Below are 25,184 nucleotides of genomic sequence, written 5' to 3' on the forward strand. Positions count from 1 at the left end.
TAAAATATCTTTTAAAAGAATTGCAAAATGACCAAATGTTAAAAACCAAAACAATAAAAACATTGGCTAAAAAGTTGGGTTTTACAAGTAGTGAAGTATTTTCAAAAACATTTAAGAAACATACAGGAGTAAATCCTTCAAATTATTTGAATCGATTAAAATCATAAAAATACTTTTTTCAATTTTCTTGAACTGACAAGTTCCTTCATCTAACCGAATACAGATGTTGGAACTTTTCTTTTTTTGACTAATATATTAATAGCTATAACACATCTTTTAATCATAGCAGACCATCAAAGCAAACGACGTAACAATTACGTATTAGTTATCATAAAAAAGAAGCTTCACACATTAAATACAATCATAATCAATTGATAATCAATAAAAAAATAACACTTCATAAATAACATAAAATCGTCATTAGGTATTTTTAACTACCTAAAAAGTGATAATACTCAATCTCAAAACCAAGTAAATCTACGCATCTATTACACAGGTCTTATTTGCAACTTTGAGAACCTAACCAACTTTATCATTTTTTATGGAAACAAGTCAAGAAAACGCGCCACAAACCGATGTATTAGAAATTAAAGTATACGTTCCTATTAACGAAGTCACAAAACGACAACAAGGAATGATCAACAATGCACTTCACAAACACCCTAAAGATCGTAAATACCTATCGAACACATCACATTCTAAAATTTTCGCGCCTAGCAAAAATGATGCTGATGAAATTATTGAACATGCCAAAGCAAACAATTGGGAAGTACAATTTGATAAAATAGCACGCGAAATTACTATAAAAATAAACTCTGAAGACATTGCTAACGAAGATAGTCCTGTAACGCTGGAAGCCTTAAAATTCTTGAGCGAACAAGGCGATATTCATCTTGATGCAAGTGGAAAAGAAAAAGATGGTGCTAATGCGGAAGATATTTTAAATCCTTCTCAAAAAACAGGTTTTATAAAAAATAATGCAGAAAAAAGAGTTGGTAAAGGACATATGGTACCAATTCAAGAACCAGCTCATGGACATAGTGCTATTGAAATTGCAGAAGCCTATAACTTTCCTGAAGGCGATGGGGAAAAACAAACCATTGGAATCATAGAATTAGGCGGAAAATTTGAACAAAGTGATTTAGAAACTTACTTCAAAACGTATGATTTAGATGTTCCAGAAATTCAAATCGTTGGTGAGCCAGCTACAACACCCATAAATGATAATGTAGAAGTTACGGCAGACATTCAAGTCTTAGGAGCATTAGTTCCAAAAGCAAAATTGGTTGTGTATTACGGAACTACAATTTTAAGTGCCATGAAAGCTGCTTTGGCAGATACTAAAAACAAACTCACCGTAATTTCTATCAGTTGGGCAGGATCAGAATTAGGATACTCTCAACAGGAAATCATGGAACTAAATAATGTTTTTCATGAAGCAGCGCTAAAAGGAATTACCGTTATAGGTGCTTCAGGAGACAATGGCGCTTTTAACAACAAAGAATATGCAAATGTGAATGTTCCTGTCAACTTCGAATACGTATTAGGCTGTGGAGGAACACGACTTGAAATACTTGAAGAAAGAATCATTGCTGAAACGGTTTGGAACGAAACTACACGACAAGCACAAATAGGAACTGGCGGCGGATTCAGTCAACGAGTAGCTGCACCACAATATCAAGAAAAAGCCATAGAAGAATACATTGAGCGATTCCCACAATTTGAACCGTACCAAAGAGCTGGCGGAAAAGGCATTCCTGATGTTGCCGCAAATGCAGCAGATGCAACAGGCTATGCCATTTTATTTCAAGGAAACTGGGCAAAAATTGGCGGAACAAGTTTGGCAACGCCACTTTGGGCTGCTTTAGTTGCTCGCATGAATCAAAACCTTGGCTACCGATTAGGATTTATTAGTAAACACTTATATGCCATCATGAATTCTGATGCATTTCGTCAAATTTTAGAAGGAAACAACAACCTATATGAAGCAGCTTCAGGATGGAATGCATGTACAGGTTTAGGATCTCCTGACGGGAAAAAACTCATGGAAGCTATTAATGCTTTGGACTAAAAGCACCTATAATCACACAAAAACACAAAATCATGGCAAAAAAATTAGCATTAGATGAACTTCCTAAACGCTTAATCATAGATGGAAAAAAAATAGAAGATGTGATGATGATCTACGGATTTGTTGCAGAAGGTCCTGATGAAGACAATATCACATTTTACTTAGATACACTACTAAAAACTTCTGTAATAATCAAAGATGAAGATATCATTCATGATGTAAATATCACAAAAACACACAGTGCTATTGGCGGAACCATCATTTGGGTTAAAAATGCGTCTAGTTATTTGCAAGGAAACACAGCACAATCGCAACAAGATCACGCGCAACAATTCTTTCAAGGAGATATCTATCAACAATATGCAAATACTGCGCAAGGAAATACTGCTACACAACCACAAGGTTCTATCTGTGGTTGCGGTCAATGTGGAAAATAAATCATCAAAGAAAACTTAATTCCTTCAATACACGAAAATCATAAGGAGTTACAAATCATATTATTAACCTTTAAATTTAATTATTATGTTTACATTTTTTCATGGATGTGGAATACCTCCTGTTACCCTTACTTGCGGTAATGGCGGTGGTGCACATGCGCAAAATGTAGGACCAACAGGGACATACGGTTGTACGCAACCCGGTCATTGTTTTGGACCTACAGGAACGCAAGGTTGTACTGTTGTTACGGTACCTCCACATTGTTTAATTGGACCTACAGGAACACAAGGTTGTACACAACCTGGTCACTGTTTAGGACCTACAGGAACGCAAGGATGCACAGTTGTTGGACCTACAGGAACGCAAGGTTGTACACAACCACAAACTATTTTACCGCCAACAATACCAGTAGGTGCCTGTATACCAAATACAGTAGGCTGCACTGCAATTACACCGTGTCGTACTAGTGGAAATGCGCAAGCACAAACTATTTTGCCGCCAACATTACCGCCAGCGTGTGTACCACACACAATTGGTTGTACTGCAATCACGCCTTGTCCAACTATTCCTTGTCCACAAGGGGGAAACGCACAAGCGCAAACTATTTTACCGCCAACATTACCGCCAGCGTGTGTACCACACACAATTGGTTGTACTGCAATTACGCCTTGTCCAACTATTCCTTGTCCACAAGGAGGAAATGCACAAGCACAAATAACTTTACCTCCAACTTGGTTTGGACAATGTGGAGTACCTCCAGTAACTTTAACGTGCCCGCAAAATAATGCTGCGCAAGCACAAAATGTAGGAATTACAGGATGGAGAGGATGTATTCAACCAACTGGAACACCACCAGCAACGGTTTGTCCACAGCCAACATATCTTTTAGGATGTACAGGATACCAAGGATGTCTTACACCAACTGGAACACCTCCTGCTACGGTTTGCCCACAACCAACTGGTACTGCACAAGCACAGACGTTAGGACCAACAGCCTACCAAGGATGTCAACAACATGGAACTGCGGCTACACTTTGTACGCAATCGCCAATGTGTGGACCAACTCATATTGGATGCACAGGATACGAAGGTTGTCACCAACAAAGTACATTGGCTACAGTGTGCACTCAAGTAGCATGTGATGGTGGAAATGCAGAAGCACAAACACTTGGACATACTGCTTATCCAGGTTGCGGACAGCATGGAACTGAAGCTACACTTTGTACTCAAATTGGATGCGGACCAACACATCTTATAGGATGTACAGGATATGAAGGTTGTCATGATGGTGGAAATGCACAAGCACAAACACTTGGACATACTGCTTACCAAGGTTGCGGACAACATGGAACTGAAGCTACAGTATGTACTCAGATTGGATGTGGACCAACACACCTTTTAGGATGTACAGGGTACGAAGGATGTCACAGTGATGGAAATGCACAAGCACAAGTTCACAGTATTCCAGTAGCTGACTGTATTCCTACACGTAGTTGTACAGGAGCATGGCCAGCATGTTAATCATAGCTTATCTTAATTAGATAAAGCTATTTTGTATATAAAGCTGCCTGTAAATTGCAGGCAGCTTTCAAAAAAAATCAAAAAAATTACATTTATGCGCTTAACAAAGAAAAACATCACTCATTACCTACTAGACAAAGGTTTTCTTGAACCTTCTTCTTTCATGTCAGGAGATTATATGCTAACACAAACACAAAGCAGAAATTCTATATTCAAAATTCAACAAGAACAAGAAAAAGGATTATTTGTTAAGCAACTTATAGCACAAGATGCTACCAATAGTTACTTAATGCAGAAAGATGCAACAAGTCACTATTTAATTCATCAATCAGAATTATACAAAGAAACAGCGAAACACATTCCAGATTATTATGGATATGATCCGTATCACAACATCTTAGTTACCGAGTATTTTACCAATACCCAAAATATTCATGAAGTAACGTATAGAGATAAACAATTATCGAAACCACATGCAGTTAAAATGGCGCATATTTTAGCTTCTTTTCATTTTGATATTTTAAAAGAAATTAAAGACAACAGTTCTTTACAATTTTTTAGCAAACAATTGCCTTGGATATTAAACACAGGACAACTACTAAATTCAAGCTCTAATGGTATTACAAATACGGTCATAGCCGAAATTCACAAACACCAAGACTTAGTTAAAAAAATAGAAAAAGTAGCAAATCAGTGGGAAACTACAAGCTTAATTCACGGCGATATCAAATGGATGAATTTTATTGTAATGCCAAACAATGAAGATGTTAAATTGGTAGACTGGGAGATTGCCGATTTGGGCGATCCTTTATGGGATGTTGCAGGCGTTTTTCAATCGTACTTTAGCGCGTGGGTTTTAAGCTTCAACAATCAAAACATACAACATCATCAACAAATGCAAGGAAGCGAATTTCTTACTATAGATGCCATTACGCCAGTTGTAAAACTACTCTGGAACACCTATGCTGAACAACAAAAATTTACACCTTCAGTATCCAAAGAAAAGCTACTAAAAACACTTTCTTACATGACAGTTCGTATGATTCAAACGGCTTTCGAAAACAATGTAGCACAACAACAATTGAACCCAAACTCTGTACGAATCTTACAATTTTGCAATCACGTACTAGAAAATCCAGAAGAAATTGCTAAACAGTGGAACTTAATAGACTAAGAAGATGAAAGACACTACACATTCAAACCAAATAAAAGAAATTACCGAAGCCATTAAAATTACTTCGTTAAGCACGTATAAAGTTCACGGAGAAGAAGAATATGTAAAAAATCAGATGCCGTATCAAACTTTTGCAGAAGATTTTAAATCATTTGGAAGTAACGCTACAGTGGATGCACAACAACAACGTATCAACTTAGTCAACGCACTTACAAATACGATATACACCAAATTTTACTGCGGCATCAAAAATGGAGATTATACTTCTAAAATTCCACCAAAAAATGAACGAGAAGCCTTTATGGATCAACTTTCACAAGCAAACACAACTACTAACGGATTCGATTATCATTGGAATATTTACAACATTGATGCTAAAACAGGAACCGCATATGTACAAAAAAATGGCGAATTGCGTTGGTTGCAACCAAACGGTTATCAATTTGTAAATCCGCAACAAAAACAAGCGGCTGTAAACACAAAAGTTAACATATCACGTCAAAAAGAACACCGAAACATTCAACCTGTATTCTACCATGTATTCAGTAATGAAATGTTTCCACAAGAAGTAGAACTCGGACGAATTTATTGGAACGTAACTCCTGAAGGCGCTGCACCACTCATCAATTTACTTACTACTACACTTAATGATTATAAAATTCCGTTTCAATTTAAGTGCCTAAATCATCCTGACCTTTACGTACGTTCGGACTCCGCAGTGTTATACCTCAGCAAAAAACACGTACAATTAGTGTCCATCATTCTAAAAAATGTAATTCCAAATTTAGAACCGTATCTTGTAGACGAAATTCCGATGTTTACCAAACAACTTCACAAAGGTGTTGGCTACGCGGAAGATCCTGGGAAAGGGCAAAGTTTTGGAATGAGCAGATCATCAACCATAGCAGAAGCGTTAGTTGATGCGTTTCAACAAGAAAAAAGCAAAAAGGAAACACTTGACACTGTAATCAACTTTCTATCACGTAAAGGAATGACATTAAATCGATTACACCTTAACAAACACACAACACTAACTCCAACGTTCCCAACTTATGAATAGTATAGAAACCACACCAAAAAAAGACGTGCAGATGTATGTAAAAACAGCGCATAACATTGGTAAATATTTAGCAAAAGAAGCCATTTGGTATAAAGATATGTGCAATTGGACAGGACATGAAGTTTCTCCAGTAAATGGAAAATACGAAACGGTCGTAAAAGCATGCAGTATTGAACTCTATAGCGGACTCACAGGAATTGCCTTATTTCTTGCCGAACTATATGCCAAAACACAAGATCCTATCATTTTTCATACGTTACAAGGTGCGTTAAATACAATTTATTTCAATCTTGACAAGGATAAAGTAAACAACTTCGGATACTATTCAGGAAAAATTGGTGTTGGATATACCTTGTGGAAAATCGGAAAAAAACTAGGAAACGATGAAATTGCAGACAAAGGACTCAACTATGTTAAATCTGTAAAAGACAAAGACGTCGCTGACTATGAAGTAGATATCATTTCTGGCGCAGCAGGATCAATTTCTGCTTTATTAAAATTACATTATGCTGAACAAGATGAAGCATGTTTAGAAATTGCAAAAAAATGTGGTCAATTTCTTTTAAATAAAACCATCAAAAATGGAGATACATGTGCGTGGATGACGGTTGATGCTACAAACGCTCTAACAGGATATTCGCATGGTGCTTCTGGTATTGCCTCAGCTCTCATGGAACTATACGCTACTACAAAAAGTGAAGAATATTGGCATGCGGCAATAGGCGGATATAACTACGAAAAAAAGTGGTTTAACCAACAAACGCAAAACTGGCCAGACTTACGTGAATACAAAGGAGACAAAGCTTTAACTTACGGAACAATGTGGTGTCATGGTGCGCCAGGAATTGCCATTGCACAACTCAAAGCATACGAAATGACGAAGCATGAATACTTCTTGCAAGAAGCAAAAATTGCGTTAGAAACAACGAAAAGAGCCGTCATACAAGAAACGAATCCGAACTCAAAATCAAACTTTTCACTATGTCATGGTTTGGCAGGAAATGCTGATATTCTACTATATGGAAATCAAATACTAAACATTCCTGAATATGTAGAAATCGCTAAAAAAGCAGGTAACTTTGGTATTTCACAATACGATGCTACAGGCGTTACATTTCCAAGTGGTGTCAATGATCCTAGCGGATTAACCATAGGACAACAAGAAAATCCTGGACTCATGTTAGGACTTTCAGGAACAGGCATGTTTTACTTACGTTTAGAAGATGCAACCAATATTCCTTCTGCGTTGGTGCCATAAAAAATAATTCAACCAACTAGCAACTATAAAATCTCAACTTCTTTGGTATAAAGGAGTTGAGATTTACTTTTATTCCTACAAACAAAACTTCATAACAAGGGTTATTTTCCCTTTTATTTTTAAGGTATTCCCTAATCTCTAACTTCTTAGAAGCGCGTACATTTGACGCTTAAAGTTCGAAAAATAATCTGATCAGAAATGTATTTGTGAATAGAGGTTGTAGTCATTCATAAAATTATAAGTACATTTTAAAATCGAACTTCCGAAAATCCTAAGTCTGGCACTTAGGATTTTTATTTCAATAAAATACAAGATTGAAAAGCTTGCAAAGCAAACTCTAAATTGTTACAGTCTTTTAACTGAATTCACAAAATCATTTATCTTATGTATCTATCTTCTTGTATCTAAAAGCACAACGATCTTTTATCTTAAAAAAAACAACAAAAATTTTCTTTCATTTCCCTGTAAAGTTTCTAAAAAAAATTCGTCTTACTGTAGACTGTTTGATTTTGCGTATTTTTGCAAATCTCAAATTAAAAAACGTACCACATGGATAAATCATACTATAACCCAAGAGACTTAAAAAAATTCGGATCCATCACAGAATGGAGTGAAGAACTTGGAAATAAATTCTTTGAATACTACGGAAAAGTCTTCGAAGAAGGCGCATTAACACCGCGTGAAAAATCACTAATTGCTTTAGCTGTAGCACATACCGAACAATGTCCATACTGTATTGATGCGTATTCACAAGACGGTTTGCAACGTGGCATTACCAAAGAAGAAATGATGGAAGCCATTCACGTTGGTGCCGCCATAAAAAGTGGCGCAACCTTGGTTCACGGCGTACAAATGATGAACAAAGTAAATAAATTAGAGATGTAAGTAGATTGTTAATTTTGCAGCGTAAAATTGTACAAGTCACTTATCCTGAGCGAAGTCGAAGGATATTTCTAATAGTAAATCCTATTAAAATATAGGAACAAAAATCAAAAATTGATACATGGCGACAAAGTCCCTACAAAAAAGAGAAAGCGAACTCGCAAGCACGCAACGACAATTGGAAATTCTATCAAATGGAATATTTCAAAGTGGCGAATTGCCAACGTTTGCAAACAAAATAAAAGAAACAAATCAATTTCCCCTAACGCCTAAAAAAGTCGAAATTCTTCAAATAAATGTTGGCTACATGTGCAATCAAGTATGTTCACATTGTCATGTAGATGCTGGTCCAGATCGAAAAGAAATCATGACGCGCGAAACCATGCAACAATGTTTAGATGTCATTGAAAAAACGGGCGCACATACGCTCGATCTAACTGGTGGCGCGCCTGAAATGAATCCACACTTTCGTTGGTTTGTAGAAGAAGCTTCAAAAATTGGTGTGAAAGATTTCATTGTCCGATCGAACCTCACCATCATTCGTGCAAACAAAAAATATCACGACTTACCTGAATTTTTCAAAAAACACAACGTACATGTCGTTTCCTCAATGCCACATTGGACACGCGGAAAAACAGACAAACAACGTGGCGACGGCGTTTTCGACAAATCAATCAAAGCCTTGCAGGAACTCAATGCCGTTGGTTACGGAATGCCTGATAGCGACTTACGACTAGACTTAGTATACAATCCATCTGGAGCATTTTTACCTGGCGATCAAGTAGCGATGGAAAAAGATTTCAAAAAAGCATTATTTGACGATTTCGGTATTCAATTTCATAACCTATTTGCCATAACAAACTTGCCCATCAGTCGTTTCTTAGATTATCTCATTGCGTCTGAAAACTATGAAGATTACATGTATTCGTTAGTCGAAGCGTTCAATCCAAGTGCGGTTGCCAATGTAATGTGTACCAATACCATTTCCGTAAGTTGGGACGGCTGGTTATACGATTGTGATTTCAATCAAATGCTCGATCTAAAAGTGGCCAGCAAAGTAAAACACATCTCAGAATACAACGAAGAAGATTTAAGCAAACGAAACATCATCATCTCACAACATTGCTACGGTTGCACAGCTGGCGCAGGAAGTAGTTGCCAAGGAACGGTTGCGTAATAACACAATAGAAAATCATTAATCTTGTCGGTTCGTAGTCAAGATGCTATTAAAACTAAAAATGAAATATCTACTATCGTTTATAATTGTTTTCGCTTTCGCTTTCGCGAATGGACAAACGGCGCTCGACAGTCTTCTACAAAAAGAAAATCAACAATCCATTCCATACATTACGGTGGAAGAATTAGTCAAAAAAGAAAATATCATACTGCTCGACAGTCGTGAAAAAATAGAATTTGAAACCAGTCACATAGAAAATGCTATCTGTGTAGGTTATGACAAATTCAAACTCAAAAAAATAAAAAAACTCCTTCCAAAAGATAAAAGCAAACCTATTGTTGTGTATTGCTCTTTAGGAATTCGCTCAGAAGATGTTGCCGAAAAACTCAAAAAAGCAGGATACACCAACGTTTACAATCTATACGGCGGTATATTTGAATGGAAAAATCAAGACAATCCTGTAGTTGACAATGATGGAGAAGCTACTGAAAATGTGCACACTTTCAATGAAGATTGGAGCATTTGGCTCAAAAAAGGCATCAAAATCTTCGAAAAGAAAAAATCAAAACAAGACAAGCAATAAACATGCAACATAGCGAAACGCTCTTGATGACGTTTACACGAAATCCTGAACTCGGAAAAGTGAAAACACGCTTAGCTAAAGGTATTGGCAAAGAAGCCGCTTTAGAAGTCTACATCAAACTTTTAGAACATACCGAACATGTACTTCAAAACATACAGACAGACAAATGTGTATGGTATTCGGTGGCTGTTCGAGAAAACGATATATGGCGTGATGATTCTTATCAAAAAAAGGTGCAATTCGGGAACGATCTAGGAGAACGCATGCAAAACGCATTCAAAGATGCTTTTCAACACAACTATGAAAAAGTAATCATCATCGGAAGCGACTTGTATGATTTACAACCAAAACACATTGAAGAAGCGATCGAAGCTTTAGATCAAAATGACATTGTCATTGGTCCTGCACAAGATGGCGGTTATTACTTATTAGGGATGAAAACACTGCACGAAAAAACATTTGCACCTAAAAATTGGGGAACAGAAACCGTCTTGGCCGATACGCTAAAAGATCTAGGCAATCAAACAATTCATTTGTTAGAAACACTCAACGATATAGATCATGCAGAAGATTTAGTACCTTACCAAATATTTAAAAAATACATTTCATAATCATACGTATGCTAAAACACATCACAGAAACAACGGAATACTTATTAAACAAAGGATTTGACAAACCAGAAATCGGAATCGTTCTCGGTACAGGTTTAGGAAAACTCATTGACGAAATAGAAATCATCGCGGAAGCGCATTACAACAACATTCCATACTTTCCATTAGCAACAGTCGAATTTCACACAGGAAAACTCATCTTTGGAAACTTGGCTGGCAAAAAAGTAATCGTAATGCAAGGACGTTTTCACTTGTATGAAGGCTATGATTTTATAGACATTACGTACCCAATTCGCATCATGCACCAATTAGGAATTCAAAAACTATTGGTGTCAAATGCTGCGGGAGCTATCAATTTAAAATACAAAAAAGGAGACATTATGATTATTGACGATCATATCAACTTGCAAGGTGGCTCGCCGTTAGCATTCAAAGGTGTAAGCCAATTTGGCGAACGTTTTGTCGATATGAGCGCGCCGTACGATGCCGATATGATTGCAAAAGTGGAGCAAATTGCCGCAGAGCAAAACATTGATATTCAAAAAGGTGTGTACGCAAGTGTCGTTGGTCCACAACTAGAAACACGTGCCGAATATCGTATGCTCAAAATAATCGGAGCAGATGCTGTCGGAATGAGCACAGTGCCCGAAGTCATTGTTGCTAATCATCTCAACGTACCTTGTTTGGCAGTTTCAGTACTCACAGACGAATGCGATCCTGATAACTTAGCACCTGTAAACATTGCCGAAATCATCGAAATTGCAGGAAAAACAGAACCAAAAATGATTACACTCTTCAGCGAGTTAATCAAAACACTATAAATTTGGGCGTGTCCAAAACGCTTCACTACTACGGTGAAGCGTTTTCGCCGCGCTCTCGCTAGTCGCTTTAAAAAGAGCTCCAACAATAGCTCCATCGCTCACGCAGAAGTTCCCGTGAAAATGAGAATCTCAAAATAGTTGTGAGTCATAAAAAAACAGATGAAAAAGATTGGCAAACAAACGAATCGACAAATCAACGAATTGACAAAAAACAAAAAACATACATGAGCTATTTAGATACTACACACGACGTATACAAAGAAGCAGCATTAACTCCTGATGTTGGACTGTGTTGCACTACAAATCCAATATGGGAATTGCCAGGATTAAAAATTCCGAGAATCATGCAAGAAATGAACTATGGCTGTGGAAGCACCGTACATGCGCGCGATTTAACAAACAACCCAACCATGTTATATGTAGGTGTTGGTGGCGGAATGGAATTATTGCAATTTGCATACTTCAATCGCAACAAAGGTGGCGTTATCGGTTTAGATGTCGTTGATGAAATGTTAGAAGCATCACGCAAAAACTTTGTGGAAGCGGAAGCGCAAAATGATTGGTTCAAAAGTGAATTTGTAGACCTTCGAAAAGGAGATGCACTCAACTTACCTGTAGATGATAACTCTATTGATGTTGCCGCACAAAATTGTTTATTCAACATCTTTAAAACAGACGATTTAAAAAAGGCAATTGCCGAAATGTATCGTGTGTTAAAACCAAATGGAAAACTCGTCATGAGCGATCCAACTTGCGAACAACCAATGAACGAAACACTTCGCAACGACGAACGCTTACGCGCATTATGTCTAAGTGGAAGCTTGCCAATTGCAGAATACGTAAAAATGCTGACCGATGCTGGATTTGGAACCATCGAAATTCGTGCACGTAAACCATACAGAATCTTAGATCCGAAAAACTATCCAACAGACGAACTTATCTACATAGAATCAATTGAAGTTGCTGCAATCAAAGATCCAATGCCAGCAGATGGTCCATGTATCTTTACTGGAAAAGCAGCAATCTATTTTGGTTCAGAAGACTATTTTGATGACGAAAAAGGACACATTCTACTAAAAAATCAGCCAATTGCTATCTGTGACAAAACAGCGCAAGCTTTAGCAGATTTAGGCAGAGATGATATCTTCATTTCAGATTCTACCTACCATTATGATGGTGGCGGATGTTGTTAATGGAAAGTATTGAGAAGTGAGATACTAGTAGTGAGATTTTTTAGTCTTTAAACTAGTGTCGTCACTTCAGTAATTTTTCGAAATAAAGTACTTTATAAAATGTGTGCTCTTGTCATTCCGCACCTGATGCGGAATCCATTTTATATATTTTAGATTCCTGCCTATACTGAATCTAGTTCAGCACAAACCGCAGGAAATCGAAGATTCGACGAAGTCAATGACAATCAAGAAGTACTTTGAAACAAAATATATTCATCATAAATCTAAATAAAATAAATCCAACGTACATTTTCTTTTCCTGTCATTCCGCACCTGATGCGGAATCCATTTTAAAACGATCTTGAAAAGTTAATTCTATGAAAGAAAATTTTACACCAATTCTTTTCAATGATACTATAATAAATATGATATTTGATATCTAACTTTCGCAAACTTTTACAAATGCACACATTTTCATTCAATCATATCGCACTTTCCGTAACAAACGTTGACAAATCAGTTGCGTTTTATCAAAAAATATTTCAATTCAAAGAAATTCAAAATACAGCTTCTACTTCTACAACAAGATGGTTAGCAATTGGCGATGGAAAACAACTGCATCTCATTCCGCGTCCAGATGCTGAAATAAAAACCAACAAAGCAGTTCATTTTGCACTAACCACCGTGAATTTTGACGCTTTTGTATCATTCTTAGAAAAACTAAACATTCCCTATTCTGATTGGCGCAATACGCCAAACAAAGGTTACATCCGAAACGATGGAATAAAACAAGTATATTTTCAAGATCCTGACAACTATTGGATTGAAGTAAATAATGATATCCAACATAACTAAATGAAAGGTTGCTTTCAAAAAAACGACAAATTTTAAATATTTTCTAAGAAGCTTATATTGTCAAACGAACAAAAAATGAGCAGCACAAAAACGGAAAAGAATATGTAAATTTGCACTGCATGGAAAAGTATCTCGAAATCATCAAACAATCGTATAGCGACTATTGGAATTACTTTCAAGGACAAGTATTTTTTCAAAACTTGGAAAACTATTTTTATGGTTTAATTATCATTTCGTTACTCGTTTGGGTATTGGAAATTATCTTTCCTTGGCGTAAAAATCAATCGATCTTTCGTAAAGACTTTTGGTTAGATACATTTTATATGTTTTTCAACTTTTTCATCTTTAACCTCATCATTTTTGTGGCACTTTCCAATACAGCCGCAGCATTTTTTAATGATATTTTAGGCGTTGTTGGTTTGTCAATTGACAGTTTTCAACTATTTGACGTGGACGATTTGCCAACTTGGTTAGGATTGCTCATCTTCTTCGTTGTGGCCGATTTTGTACAGTGGAATACACACCGAATGTTGCACCGAGTTGACTTCTTATGGAACTTTCACAAAGTACATCATTCTGTAAAAGAAATGGGCTTTGCCGCACACTTACGTTATCATTGGATGGAAACCGTTGTATACAAATCTATGTTGTACATTCCGCTTGCTATCATTGGCGGATTTAGTGTAAATTATGTAGCTTTTGTATACTTTTTTACCATTGCTATCGGACATTTAAACCATGCAAATCTCGGTTGGGATTATGGTTTTTTAAAATATATTTTCAACAATCCAAAAATGCACATTTGGCATCACAGTAAAGAATTGCCTGTACGTTATGGCGTCAATTTTGGACTTACGTTAAGTATTTGGGATTATCTATTTAAAACGAATTACGTTCCAAAAAACGGACGTGATATTGAACTAGGTTTTGCAAACGACGAAACTTTTCCGCAAGATTTCATTCAACAAGAAATCTATCCTATCAATCTAAAAAAAGACTAATTTTATGAAGCGATTACTATATATTTTGACAATTTCAATCTTGATAATTTCCTGTGATGGCGCGCAAGAAGTGTTAAAAAGTTCTATGAATGATGTTGCCAGAGTATCCAACAAAGCGATTGACTCCGTAAATTCAGAATTTGACAAAATTACCTTTAATGGTCCTTTTAAAGACGAAGAAACTGTTGCCGTAACTACTCAAAAAAAGGACAGTTTTCAACATACAATTTGGAATGATTTACTCCAAAAACACGTAACTGATGACGGAAAGGTGCGCTATACTGACTTCCAAAAAGATCATATTACTTTACAAACGTATATTACTTCGTTACAGCAAAATACACCGACGGAAAATTGGACACGAGAAGCAAAATTAGCCTATTGGATTAATGCGTATAATGCGTTGACCGTTGATTTAATTTTAAAAAATTATCCATTAAAAAGTATCAAAGATATTCGCAAACCTTGGCATCAACGTTTGTGGCAATTGGGCGATAAAATGTACGATTTGGATGAAATAGAGCATTTCATATTGCGCAAAATGAACGAACCCAGAATTCACTTTGCCATCAATTGCGCATCATTTTCGTGTCCGCCATTATTGAATGTAGCCTTTACGGAAACGAAATTAGAAACACAATTGACGAAAGTAACTAAAGACTTTTTAGCAAACAAAACTCACAATACGATTACAGCAGATGCAATTGAAATTTCAAGAATTTTCAAGTGGTTTGCTTCAGATTTTAAAGAAAATGGTTCATTGATCGATTTTTTAAATCAATATAGTGACATCAAAATCAACGCAACTGCAAAGAAGAGTTACAAAGATTACAATTGGACTTTGAATGAATAGTATTTCTATCATCATCCCAATTTTGAATGAAGCTGACAGCATTATTCCGCTTTTAGAAACTTTGTTGACACGTATAAAACGTACAAATCATGAAATTTTATTGATTGATGGCGGAAGTTCAGATGGCACCGTAAATCTTCTCAATTCTTTTATTTCAAAACATCAAGCAGCACAACATTTTGACAAAAAAAGGTGTATTGATTCGTTGTTTGAAACAGAAAATACTACGATTCAAATTCAACTATTTTCTTCTGAAAAAGGACGTGCAAAACAACTAAATTTCGGCGCGCAGAAAGCTTCAAACGAAATTTTATACTTTTTACACGCAGACACAATTCCGCCAAAATATTTCGATACGTACATTCTCAAAGAAATAACCAAAGGCAATAAAGTAGGTTGTTTCCGCATGAAGTTTGATTATCCACATCCTGTATTGTTAGTTTCTCAATTTTTTACCCGATTTAATGTAAATTGGTGTCGCGGCGGCGATCAATCATTGTTCATTGAAAAGTCATTTTTTGACTCTTTACAAGGTTTCAATGAAGATTATATTATTTATGAAGATTGTGAATTTATCAATCGTGTGTATGAAAAAGAAACATTTACCATTATTCCAAAAAGTGTCAAAACTTCTGCGCGCAAGTATCGTGAAAGAGGCACTTGGAAATTGCAATATCATTTTGCGATGATTCACATTAAAAAATCAAAAGGTGCCACGCCTGACGAACTTTACTCCTATTATCAAAAACACATCGCTGGCTAGTCAGTTGAGAGGTATTTTCCCCTAAAGAAAAGGTTGTATATGGAACTAACTTAGTGTTTTTCCTATTTCAAAAATTTTTATTCGAACGTTTCTTTGTGCCGAAATTAAAAAATAGAAAACAAATGAAAAAATTAAGAATCAACACTAGCTTACAATTAAAAAAATCGACCATTTCTGATTTGCAAACAAGTCAACTTAAAGGTGGATTGCCAACTACGCAACAATCAACAGTATTGACAATTCCAGACATTCCATTGCCTGTACCACAAGATCCAAGACCTATGACAATTAGCTATTCTAACTGTGGAAATTGTACTTCTTGGAAACCAACTTGCTAGTACGAAATCACAAACAGAAACAAAAAAACGAAGCTGTCTAAAAAGTATAAAAAAACGTCGTTCTGAACTATGTGCTGAACTTGATTCAGTATCAATTCAGAATCTCATTACACTGATTTTCAATGATGATGAGAAACCGAATCAAGTTCGGCTTGACGAAAACTTAGCTTTTCAGACAGCTTCGTTATACTTTTCAGTATATATTATTTTCTTACTTCGCAGCAATGACATCAATTTCAATTTTTGCATTGGCGGCCAATCCGCCAGCAGCAAATGTTGTACGTGCAGGTTTGTTTGGAAAATACTGCACATACACGCTATTGAACGCTTTAAAATCGTTGATATCAGAAAGAATTACTGTACATTTTACCACACGATCTAATGACGAATTGTGTTGTGCTAACACTGCTTTTATATTTTCAATTGCTTGCTTGGTTTCGGCTTCAATGCCACCAGTTGCCAACATTCCTTTTGCGTGATCTTTTCCTATTTGACCCGATAAAAACAATAAATTTTCCGTTTCTACAGCAGCACTAAACGGTGTATTTTGTCGTTGTGGCAAGTGCGATTTATGAAATGTTAGTTTTCCACTATCATTGTTGGTTGTATTGTTGTCGTTTGAAGTCTGACAGCTTGCTAAACATAAAAGTAAAAGACAAAGCGAAAAGATGGTTTTCACAAGATTTGGTTTTTAGTTGAGCGTAAATTTAAGGAATCTTTACAAGAATCTGTTTTTAGTAGTGATATTACTTTTTGTGATGGTTTAGATAAAATATTTCGACAAAGCAACCAGTTCTTTTAACTGTATTTACATTATTTTTAGCAACATATGTCATTATCATTTTTGAACTAAGCAATATTTTTTGATTTTATCTTAAAAACTATGTAAAACTAGGCTACATCTTATTAAAGATGATAATACAAACACACTTAACTTCTTCTTCATCTTTAAATAAATTATTCTTAATATAGTTACCTTCTCAATTTTCGTAACTTTGAATTCTAATTATATAATAAGAATCTTATGAGAAAAATTACTTTTTTAGTATTCCTTTTTATCACTTCACTTTCATTTGGTCAAATTTTGATCGATGAAGATTTTGATTATCCGAATGGATCGCTTGTAGGCAACGGAACTTGGGCGTCGCATTCGGGTGCGGGAACAAATGCCATACAAGTCTCTAGCGGGGAAATTTCTATGTTACATGGAAGTGGAGTTAGGGAAGATGTAAACATTCCTTTTACAAGTACGTCCACAGTAAAATATGCTGGATTTGATATTACTGTTACGAACGGAGCGGCAATTAGTGGAACAGATAATGAGTATTTTGCACATTTTAATAGTACTGGTTTCAGAGCGCGTATAGATGTAGTTCCTCCAACTGGAGCAGGGGATTTTAGAATAGGAATTGCTTCTAATTCGAGTACAGCAGAAGCAACTTGGGCAACTGACTTAACATTTGGTGTAACATATAGAATTGTAGTAAGATATGATGAAACTAGCGGACAATCGCAATTATGGATTGACCCATCGTTAGAAAGTGATACATCCATTTTAGGATCTGCAACTTCACCAACAGCAGTAACAAGCTTTTGTTTCAGACAATCAAATTCTTCATCTGATGAAACAATCACAGTAGACAACCTAATCGTGAGCGAGAATTTTATGTCCAGTAGTACATTATCTACTCCACAAAATAATATCGGTAAAGATTTTTCATTGTATCCAAATCCTTTAAATGGAGCAACTTCTTTGACTATCCAAGGATTGACTAATAGAAATACTTCTGTGGTAATTTATGATATGCTCGGTAAAGAAGTTGTAAATACAACTGTTACGAACAATACATTAAATGTATCTTCATTAAATGCTGGTATTTACTTAGTGAAAATTCTTGAAGACAACAGTTCAAAATCAACAATAAAGAAACTTATCGTACGTTAATAAGCTTTTCTTTCAAAAAAAATTAAAGACACTTCTCAGCAATAGGAAGTGTTTTTCATGTATTGGTTAATTTGATATTGATCCGTCATGTAAGCTTTACTGAAACATCTCTAAAAGCAAAGTAATCCAAATTCTAACAGCACAAGCGGTCTAACAACTGAGATTTCCACTTTCGTGAGAATTAGAAATACTGTCCAATTCCGAAGACAATTCCGCTACTAGATTTTCTGGTAATTCCGTAACCATAATCGATTCGGAAAATTGCGTTAAAGATCCGTTTGTGAATAAATCGTAAACCAACACCAGGATAAATTCTGAAATTCCTACTTTCTACAAAATCGCCAAAATCGCCACCTGGATTTCGCCAAGTTCCTGCATCTACAAAGCCGTTTCCTTGCAGAATAAACCAACCTTTTTCATACAATGTATAACGATATTCAGAATTTAACACCATACTTGCCGTTCCACGATCAATAATGTTTCCTACACCACGAATATTCAAATTATTATCTACGGAAAAAGGTGCAAACGGACTTGCATTATTGGAAGCAACACCAAATCGGAAACGGTTTGCCCAATTTCCTTTCGCGCCTACGCGTTCAAAATATAAAAAGTCGCTCCAACCAATTAAAAAGTTATCTTGAAAATCGTTTTCAGTCGTAACATATTGTAAGTAAAAGGTGTTTTTGATGCCTTCTACATATTGATAATCGTAGTTTAAATTGTCGTATTCATACACAAATTTCAACATTTGCTTGTCCAATGCTAAACTTTGCGGAATGGCATCCGAAGTGATTCCATTGAGATAACTATATTCTTCTTTAAAGACATTAACTCCAAATTGCAATCGATGTTTGAAATTTATTTGATACAACGCCAATACTTCAAATGAGGTATTGCTGTATTTGTAATTTGCCGAACCACCATCAAAAAATAACGGTTCTTCACTTGTCCAATTTTGATGATTGATGGCAACTCCAAAGTTTCGGGTAAACAAATTTGGCGCTCGTAAATTGATTCCATACGAATCAAATCCGTTATTTTGGTAAAATCCGCCAAAAGCAATATTTCTTCCCAAAAAATTATAATCATACAAACCTACTTTGTATGCAACTTGCTCATTTGTAGTTGTCCACACATTCACATTAGGAATCAGCGTAAAGTTTTCTTCTATATTAAAAAATACATTGTATAAGTTATCATGCGATAGAAATACTTGGTAATACGCATGTGAAACACCAGCCAAACGTTTTAATAATATGACATCTTGTTCGAGCTGCAGCGAATCTAATACATCGCCAGCACGAACGCTTACATATTTTTTCAGAAAGCCAACTTTGTTCTTTTTTTGTCCTTGAAATTTTACATCATACACAATATTGTCCTGCGCAAATCCGTAGGAAGCAATTAAAAAAAATAGTAAAAGAAGTATTGTTTTTTTCATAGCTATTCAGCCATAAAGATACTCTGAAATACTGTATTTACCCAATTATCTTCACTGACATCCATGACTAAAAATTTATATGAATTTCCAGTTGTTAGCATTAGTGGATTTTCGGGAGTGATGTTTAAAACTACATTGGAAGTGTTGTAGTATTGAAAGTGATTATCATATGTATAGGTTCCTGAAAGCAGTCCGTTATCAAGCGTTGAAACTACTTGAAAGTATATTTCGTTATCGCCATTTGCGTTGTGTTCCCAAGTAAAATTTGGCATTTTTGGTGTTTGCTGATTCACAGTAATATCGTCTGTCCAAACGGTAGCTTTCGAGATATTTTTAGTTCTAATCGGATTGGAAAGTTTTACTTCGCCGTTGAGTTCAAAAGTAATAATTATCCATTGTTCCAACTCAAAAGGTCGTATAAATTGCTGAATAAAACCTTCATAAAGTGGTTGCGAGGTAATGGCTAATTTTTTATAATTGGAATAGTCATTTTGATCAACATTTAGGGTATTCGTTTCAAAAAACTGCACATTGGTAGCGCCTTCTTCTAAATAATAATACACATGTACGATTGCTGAATTGTCAATATCACTTGCCGCACAAGCAATTACAGCGCCAGTTTCAATGATTTGATTGTCTATGATTTGAGATAATCTTGGGGAATTTTCGATCTGAATTGATTCCGAAGCATCATCAGACACACAGGAGACAATTGTAAAAAACAATGTGATATATATAAGTTGGGTTACAATTGTTTTAAAGGTATTCATGTGTTTATTATTGATGTAATTTATATTGCTGCCGAACGATTTCTTCAGCAGGTTTGTTTTGTGGTGTAAAATTAAAATCCTTCAAACCACCTGATTTTTCATAGTTGTGAAACCATTTCCAAATGAATCCGCCAGCAAACCATTCTTCGTTCCAAAATTCATTATACATGGCTTGCAAAGCAACTTCTTGTGCTTTCAAATTGAGCGTTTTTCCTTTTCTGCTTGAATCCCACGGTTCTTTTCCTGTGTAATCTACACTACGATATCCGTATTCGGTAAAAATCACTTTTCGGTTTAACTTTTTGGAAAGCGCTTGCATTTTTTCTTTGTGTGATTGCCAACCTTTTTGCAAACTTTCAACAGATGGCATTTTTTCTTCACTCAATGGAAAATACGCATCAACTCCTATAAAATCAAGTTGTTCCCAAAACGGAACTTTGTCAAACGAATCCCAGTTTTCAGCGTAGGTTAATTTTCCTTTGTACACTTTTTGAACTTTACCGATAAACTCCTTCCAAAATGCTGGTCGAGCTGCAACAAATTTGTGCAATTCGGTACCAATACAGAGCATTTCAGCGTTGATTTCTTCTGCCAAACTTGCGTATTCTAAAATAAAACGTTCGTATGACGCTTCAAACGCTTTCCAATCTGCTTCATTTTCCATTGTAATGAACCCTGTAAACTCACCATTCCAAACCCAAATTTGCGGCTTAATCATGATTTTGATATTGTTTTTTTGTAAGAGTTCCGCATATTGCTTTGCTCCTTTTCTGGTTTCACCAAACCATTGTCGATCCGTATTGTGAATGATTTCAGTTGCCGCCAATTTTTTCATAAAACCAAATGGCATGATTGCGGCATAATTTGCGTGAAGCTTTATGACAGGATCAATATTCGTTTGATCAATAGCGTTTGGAGCCGCTACAAAACTTACACCATTCATTTTTTGGGACTGACTTGTGCATGAAAACAACAATAAGCCAACACATACGAAAAGAAGTCTACATTTCATCAATGATTTTTTTAGACTTCTAATGTACTATTATTATTAAAAAATGGCTCTTAAACCTATGCTAAAAGTTTGTCCTAATCCTTGAAAATTATTTCCTCTTACAAATTTGTCAAATGACGCTTCTACGTTCAATACATCTGTTAATTGATACTTACTTCCAATTCCTAATGAGGTTGAATTTTGTGCAAAATCGTTTCCTAAATCAATTAAGAAAGCTTGTTTTGTATTTCCATAAAACGTTAACTCAGGCGTTGGAAAGTAGCTTAAAAATACCGCCAATGGTAAAAATAAACTGTTGTTTGCAAAACGCTCGCTTATGTTCGCTGAGTTTGGATCTGCATCGCTACCTTTTTCTCCAAAATTGAATCCAAAATCAGCTTGTGTAAATAACTGCCATTTGTCTTGCCCGAAAGTTTTATCGTAGAAAAATTTAGTTTCCCAAAATACACTTCGTTTGTCTAAATATGGTGCATTTGCTTTGTCTTTAAAGATTGGTAAATACACAGAACTTGTAAAAGAGAAGTTCGAAATATTTTTGAAAGGTTGTACACGAATAGAAGGCGCAATCGTCGTTAATCCGCTTCTAGCATTGTCATTATCTTTAAATTGCAATACGTCTAAAGCGCCAGCGCCACCAAATGTATTTGATCGTACTTGAAAAATAAATCCAATATTTACACGTCTATTATCACTAATTCCTGTGTAAATTTCTGTTGTGTTTGTAAAAAACGTTTCTCTCGGAATTGTTACCGAATTATTTCCTGCATCGGTTCGTTCGGTTTGTGTGTAAATACTATTGAAAAATTTTATATCCCATTGTCCTTTTTTCAATAATTTTGAAGGTGTAAACTCCTGAATATTATTTTTTTGATCTGCCGTATCATCATCTTGATCTTGATCTTGTGCAAAAGAGACGCCTACAAATAATAAGGCAAGTATGGTTACAAATAAATTTTTAGTGTTCATGTTAGTTTGTATTTAGTAGTGTAATTAGTTTTTATTTCTTGTTTGATGTTGAATGCTAAATGTTGAGTTTTAAATTATTTACAATTCAACATTTAAAATTTACAATGTCACATCGAGCGCAGTCGAGATGCTACTTTGTTTCATTCAATTTCCAGTTGTACGGATAGTAGCTAATTTTAGATTTTTCGGCTATTTTTTCTTCTCTATATTTGTTGATAAAATCGATTTCATTTCCGTTTTGCGTAAAATCTTCTTTATACCATTTCATAATTTCAGACAATTGTACACGTTTTTTCTTTGCGTTTACCTTGATAAAATCATCGTTATTTAAGGCGATTCGCGTTTGTCTGTCTAATTGTGAATCTAAAGTGTTTGGCATATATGCTTCCGCGATGATTGGCGGACAACCTAAACCTGCACAAACCAATACAAAATGAAATCGTGCATCGTTGAAATTTCCACGTAGTAACTTGTGTTCTATATCATTTAGCGTAATTTTCTTTCCACCAACTGCATGTTGTGTTTTATCAAAGAAACCGTTAATATCTAACGGAGATTTTACAGGATAATTTTCTACAATTCCTTTAATTACTGATAAATTATACACATTAATCCAAAATGCTTGAAACGTTTCGGCATCGCTTTTAGCAACCGAAATCGTATTGGTAGACGCTAAAATTTTATCCAATTCGGCTGTATTTTTTTTAATGGCTTTATAATTTACCTTTCCATCTTTTACATGTTCCTTAAAAAAAGCATCTGAAGCTTTAAAAAATGTAGCGGTATCTTGCGCAAAACTTACTGTTGTAAATAATACCGTTAAAAATGTAATTGTGATATGTTTCATAAGTATGAATTTCAATTTGTAATGCTGGGTAAGTCCACAAAACTTTTAGGAACTTACAAATCTTTCAAAAAAAAAATTTCGCTGTATGCATTTGATTTTCAAGCGCAAAACGAGTTGTTGTTTTCTTTAAAACCTTACAATTGATTTTTAATTTATAATTATTCTAAATTCAAACTCAAAATATAAGTTCTTAACTTTACTAGCGACAGAATCCTCGACACAAACCAATTCCTGCACAACAGGAAGTTAAAAAACCAACCGCATTTATATGGAACACATTGTTATTATAGGAAATGGAATTTCTGGAGTTACGGCTGCCAGACATATCCGAAAACTTTCCGATAAACGGATTACTATTATCTCCGCTGAAACGGAATATTTCTTCTCACGTACTGCGCTCATGTACATTTATATGGGACATATGAAGTTTGAACATACACAACCGTACGAAAATTGGTTTTGGAAAAAGAATCGTATCGAACTTAAAAAAGGATATGTGGAACAGATAAAAGACGCTTCTAAAGAATTGATTTTTGTCAATGGAGAAACCATGAGTTACGATAAGTTAATCATTGCTACAGGTTCAAAACCGAACAAATTTGGTTGGCCAGGACAAGATTTAGACGGCGTAATGGGTATGTATCACAAGCAAGATTTAGAAAATTTGGAAACATATGCACCTAATAATAAAGTATGTCAACGTGCGGTTATTGTTGGTGGCGGACTTATCGGAATTGAATTGGCAGAAATGCTTCAAAGTAGAGATATTAAAGTTACTTTTTTGGTACGTGAAAGTAGTTTTTGGAATGGCGTGTTGCCTGCTGGCGAATCAGAAATGATTAATCAACATATAAAAGAACATCATATTGATTTACGCTTGGGCGTGAATTTACAAGAAATAAAAGCAGACGAAAACGGAAAAGTAAAGTCTATAATCATCAAAGAAACTGGCGAAGAAATTCCATGCACAGTTGTCGGATTAACGGCTGGAGTTTCGCCAAATGTAGATTTCTTGAAAACTTCCAATATTGAAATTGGACGTGGCGTCAAAGTGAATCGAAAATTAGAAACAAATGTTCCTGACATTTATGCAATTGGCGATTGTGCCGAACAACATGAAGCTATTGGAAATCGCAGACCTATTGAAGCCGTTTGGTATACAGGTCGTATGATGGGCGAAACGGTTGCACAAACCATTTGCGGAAATCCGAAGGAATACAATCCTGGGCATTGGTTCAATTCAGCGAAGTTTTTAGACATTGAATATCAAACCTACGGTTGGGTTTTTGGCGAACGTGGACGACCTGATTATGAACAGCATTTTCACTGGAAACATCCTGAACAACATCTCTGCATTACCATTGCGTATCACAAAGAAACTAACAAGTTCTTAGGAATTAATACGTTTGGAATTCGCATGCGTCATCACAGTTTTGATACATGGCTCAACGAAGGACGTTCGGTAGCATATGTGTTGGAACATTTGGCGGATGCTAATTTTGATCCTGAATTTTACAAACTTCACGAAAAAGAAATCGTAGCACAATTCAACAAAGAAAACAACACAAATATCCAACTCAAAAAGAGAAGTTGGAAACGTATTTTTCAATTCTCTTAACCAA

At 35.5% G+C, this 25,184-nt stretch carries 26 protein-coding genes; 20 read left to right on the forward strand and 6 right to left on the reverse strand.

Annotated elements, in window-relative coordinates:
* The first annotated feature begins 35 nt into the window (after window positions 1-35).
* The 18 genes from AA089_RS25790 to AA089_RS07200 all read left to right on the forward strand — a co-directional run bounded on the left by AA089_RS25790 (window position 36) and on the right by AA089_RS07200 (window position 16,578).
* On the forward strand, window positions 36-167 hold the full coding sequence (locus AA089_RS25790) for a helix-turn-helix domain-containing protein (protein ID WP_156168938.1): 132 nt from the start codon (window positions 36-38) through the stop codon (window positions 165-167).
* A gap of 374 nt (window positions 168-541) precedes the next feature.
* The gene (locus AA089_RS07120; protein WP_053002255.1) at window positions 542-2,071 is read left to right on the forward strand and encodes a S53 family peptidase; all 1,530 of its coding nucleotides are present in this window, start codon (window positions 542-544) and stop codon (window positions 2,069-2,071) included.
* A gap of 32 nt (window positions 2,072-2,103) precedes the next feature.
* A complete protein-coding gene (locus AA089_RS07125; RefSeq protein ID WP_046756251.1) occupies window positions 2,104-2,508 on the forward strand; it encodes a hypothetical protein in 405 nt (134 codons plus the stop codon).
* An 85-nt stretch (window positions 2,509-2,593) separates the two neighbouring features.
* Window positions 2,594-4,030: a hypothetical protein gene (locus AA089_RS07130; protein ID WP_046756252.1), complete on the forward strand. Its 1,437-nt coding sequence runs from the start codon at window positions 2,594-2,596 to the stop codon at window positions 4,028-4,030.
* Window positions 4,031-4,124: 94 nt separating this feature from the next.
* Complete coding sequence (locus tag AA089_RS07135) at window positions 4,125-5,204, forward strand: phosphotransferase family protein (protein ID WP_046756253.1); 1,080 nt, start codon at window positions 4,125-4,127, stop codon at window positions 5,202-5,204.
* Between the two features lie 4 nt (window positions 5,205-5,208).
* Complete coding sequence (locus tag AA089_RS23590) at window positions 5,209-6,264, forward strand: T3SS effector HopA1 family protein (protein WP_053002257.1); 1,056 nt, start codon at window positions 5,209-5,211, stop codon at window positions 6,262-6,264.
* Window positions 6,257-7,522 (forward strand): lanthionine synthetase LanC family protein, encoded by a 1,266-nt coding sequence (locus AA089_RS07145; protein ID WP_046756254.1) that lies wholly within the window; start codon window positions 6,257-6,259, stop codon window positions 7,520-7,522. The genes AA089_RS23590 and AA089_RS07145 overlap by 8 nt, the downstream gene beginning before the upstream one ends.
* A gap of 549 nt (window positions 7,523-8,071) precedes the next feature.
* The gene (locus tag AA089_RS07150; RefSeq protein WP_007095315.1) at window positions 8,072-8,407 is read left to right on the forward strand and encodes an arsenosugar biosynthesis-associated peroxidase-like protein; all 336 of its coding nucleotides are present in this window, start codon (window positions 8,072-8,074) and stop codon (window positions 8,405-8,407) included.
* 118 nt (window positions 8,408-8,525) lie between these two features.
* Entirely contained in the window at window positions 8,526-9,581 is a 1,056-nt protein-coding gene (arsS, locus tag AA089_RS07155; RefSeq protein WP_046756255.1) for an arsenosugar biosynthesis radical SAM (seleno)protein ArsS, read from the forward strand.
* Between the two features lie 61 nt (window positions 9,582-9,642).
* On the forward strand, window positions 9,643-10,164 hold the full coding sequence (locus AA089_RS07160; RefSeq protein ID WP_046756256.1) for a rhodanese-like domain-containing protein: 522 nt from the start codon (window positions 9,643-9,645) through the stop codon (window positions 10,162-10,164).
* A gap of 2 nt (window positions 10,165-10,166) precedes the next feature.
* Entirely contained in the window at window positions 10,167-10,775 is a 609-nt protein-coding gene (locus AA089_RS07165) for a TIGR04282 family arsenosugar biosynthesis glycosyltransferase (protein ID WP_046756257.1), read from the forward strand.
* A gap of 8 nt (window positions 10,776-10,783) precedes the next feature.
* Window positions 10,784-11,596: a purine-nucleoside phosphorylase gene (locus AA089_RS07170; RefSeq protein WP_046756258.1), complete on the forward strand. Its 813-nt coding sequence runs from the start codon at window positions 10,784-10,786 to the stop codon at window positions 11,594-11,596.
* Window positions 11,597-11,820: 224 nt separating this feature from the next.
* Window positions 11,821-12,789 carry an arsenosugar biosynthesis arsenite methyltransferase ArsM gene (gene arsM, locus AA089_RS07175; protein WP_046756376.1) on the forward strand — a complete coding sequence of 323 codons (969 nt, stop codon included), beginning with the start codon at window positions 11,821-11,823 and terminating at the stop codon, window positions 12,787-12,789.
* 441 nt (window positions 12,790-13,230) lie between these two features.
* Window positions 13,231-13,623 carry a VOC family protein gene (locus AA089_RS07180; RefSeq protein WP_046756259.1) on the forward strand — a complete coding sequence of 131 codons (393 nt, stop codon included), beginning with the start codon at window positions 13,231-13,233 and terminating at the stop codon, window positions 13,621-13,623.
* Window positions 13,624-13,742: 119 nt separating this feature from the next.
* Window positions 13,743-14,624 carry a sterol desaturase family protein gene (locus tag AA089_RS07185; RefSeq protein ID WP_046756260.1) on the forward strand — a complete coding sequence of 294 codons (882 nt, stop codon included), beginning with the start codon at window positions 13,743-13,745 and terminating at the stop codon, window positions 14,622-14,624.
* Between the two features lie 4 nt (window positions 14,625-14,628).
* Window positions 14,629-15,477 (forward strand): DUF547 domain-containing protein, encoded by an 849-nt coding sequence (locus AA089_RS07190; RefSeq protein ID WP_046756261.1) that lies wholly within the window; start codon window positions 14,629-14,631, stop codon window positions 15,475-15,477.
* On the forward strand, window positions 15,470-16,240 hold the full coding sequence (locus AA089_RS07195) for a TIGR04283 family arsenosugar biosynthesis glycosyltransferase (protein WP_046756262.1): 771 nt from the start codon (window positions 15,470-15,472) through the stop codon (window positions 16,238-16,240). The genes AA089_RS07190 and AA089_RS07195 overlap by 8 nt, the downstream gene beginning before the upstream one ends.
* 122 nt (window positions 16,241-16,362) lie before the next feature.
* The gene (locus tag AA089_RS07200; protein ID WP_156168939.1) at window positions 16,363-16,578 is read left to right on the forward strand and encodes a hypothetical protein; all 216 of its coding nucleotides are present in this window, start codon (window positions 16,363-16,365) and stop codon (window positions 16,576-16,578) included.
* 211 nt (window positions 16,579-16,789) lie between these two features.
* Here the strand turns inward: AA089_RS07200 and AA089_RS07205 are convergent, their stop codons facing one another.
* Window positions 16,790-17,257 carry a RidA family protein gene (locus AA089_RS07205; RefSeq protein WP_046756264.1) on the reverse strand — a complete coding sequence of 156 codons (468 nt, stop codon included), beginning with the start codon at window positions 17,255-17,257 and terminating at the stop codon, window positions 16,790-16,792.
* Between the two features lie 345 nt (window positions 17,258-17,602).
* On the opposite strand from AA089_RS07205, the gene AA089_RS23595 reads away from it, so the two are divergent.
* Window positions 17,603-18,523: a T9SS type A sorting domain-containing protein gene (locus AA089_RS23595; RefSeq protein WP_053002259.1), complete on the forward strand. Its 921-nt coding sequence runs from the start codon at window positions 17,603-17,605 to the stop codon at window positions 18,521-18,523.
* Window positions 18,524-18,704: 181 nt separating this feature from the next.
* Here AA089_RS23595 and AA089_RS07215 read toward each other — a convergent pair whose 3' ends face one another.
* The 5 genes from AA089_RS07215 to AA089_RS07235 form a co-directional block, all read right to left on the reverse strand.
* Window positions 18,705-19,967, reverse strand: a complete 1,263-nt coding sequence (locus AA089_RS07215; RefSeq protein ID WP_046756265.1) for a BamA/TamA family outer membrane protein — start codon at window positions 19,965-19,967, stop codon at window positions 18,705-18,707.
* Between the two features lie 2 nt (window positions 19,968-19,969).
* Complete coding sequence (locus AA089_RS07220; RefSeq protein ID WP_053002261.1) at window positions 19,970-20,737, reverse strand: hypothetical protein; 768 nt, start codon at window positions 20,735-20,737, stop codon at window positions 19,970-19,972.
* A gap of 7 nt (window positions 20,738-20,744) precedes the next feature.
* The gene (locus AA089_RS07225) at window positions 20,745-21,749 is read right to left on the reverse strand and encodes a glycoside hydrolase family 113 (RefSeq protein ID WP_046756266.1); all 1,005 of its coding nucleotides are present in this window, start codon (window positions 21,747-21,749) and stop codon (window positions 20,745-20,747) included.
* A gap of 36 nt (window positions 21,750-21,785) precedes the next feature.
* Window positions 21,786-22,715, reverse strand: a complete 930-nt coding sequence (locus AA089_RS07230; protein ID WP_046756267.1) for a hypothetical protein — start codon at window positions 22,713-22,715, stop codon at window positions 21,786-21,788.
* Window positions 22,716-22,845: 130 nt separating this feature from the next.
* Window positions 22,846-23,562, reverse strand: coding sequence for a DUF547 domain-containing protein (locus AA089_RS07235; RefSeq protein WP_046756268.1), 717 nt, complete (start codon window positions 23,560-23,562; stop codon window positions 22,846-22,848).
* A gap of 268 nt (window positions 23,563-23,830) precedes the next feature.
* Here AA089_RS07235 and AA089_RS07240 point away from each other — a divergent pair, with 268 nt between their 5' ends.
* Entirely contained in the window at window positions 23,831-25,180 is a 1,350-nt protein-coding gene (locus tag AA089_RS07240) for an NAD(P)/FAD-dependent oxidoreductase (protein WP_046756269.1), read from the forward strand.
* The last annotated feature ends 4 nt before the right edge of the window (window positions 25,181-25,184 follow it).

This window comes from Kordia jejudonensis (genome assembly GCF_001005315.1).
GTDB lineage: Bacteria > Bacteroidota > Bacteroidia > Flavobacteriales > Flavobacteriaceae > Kordia > Kordia jejudonensis.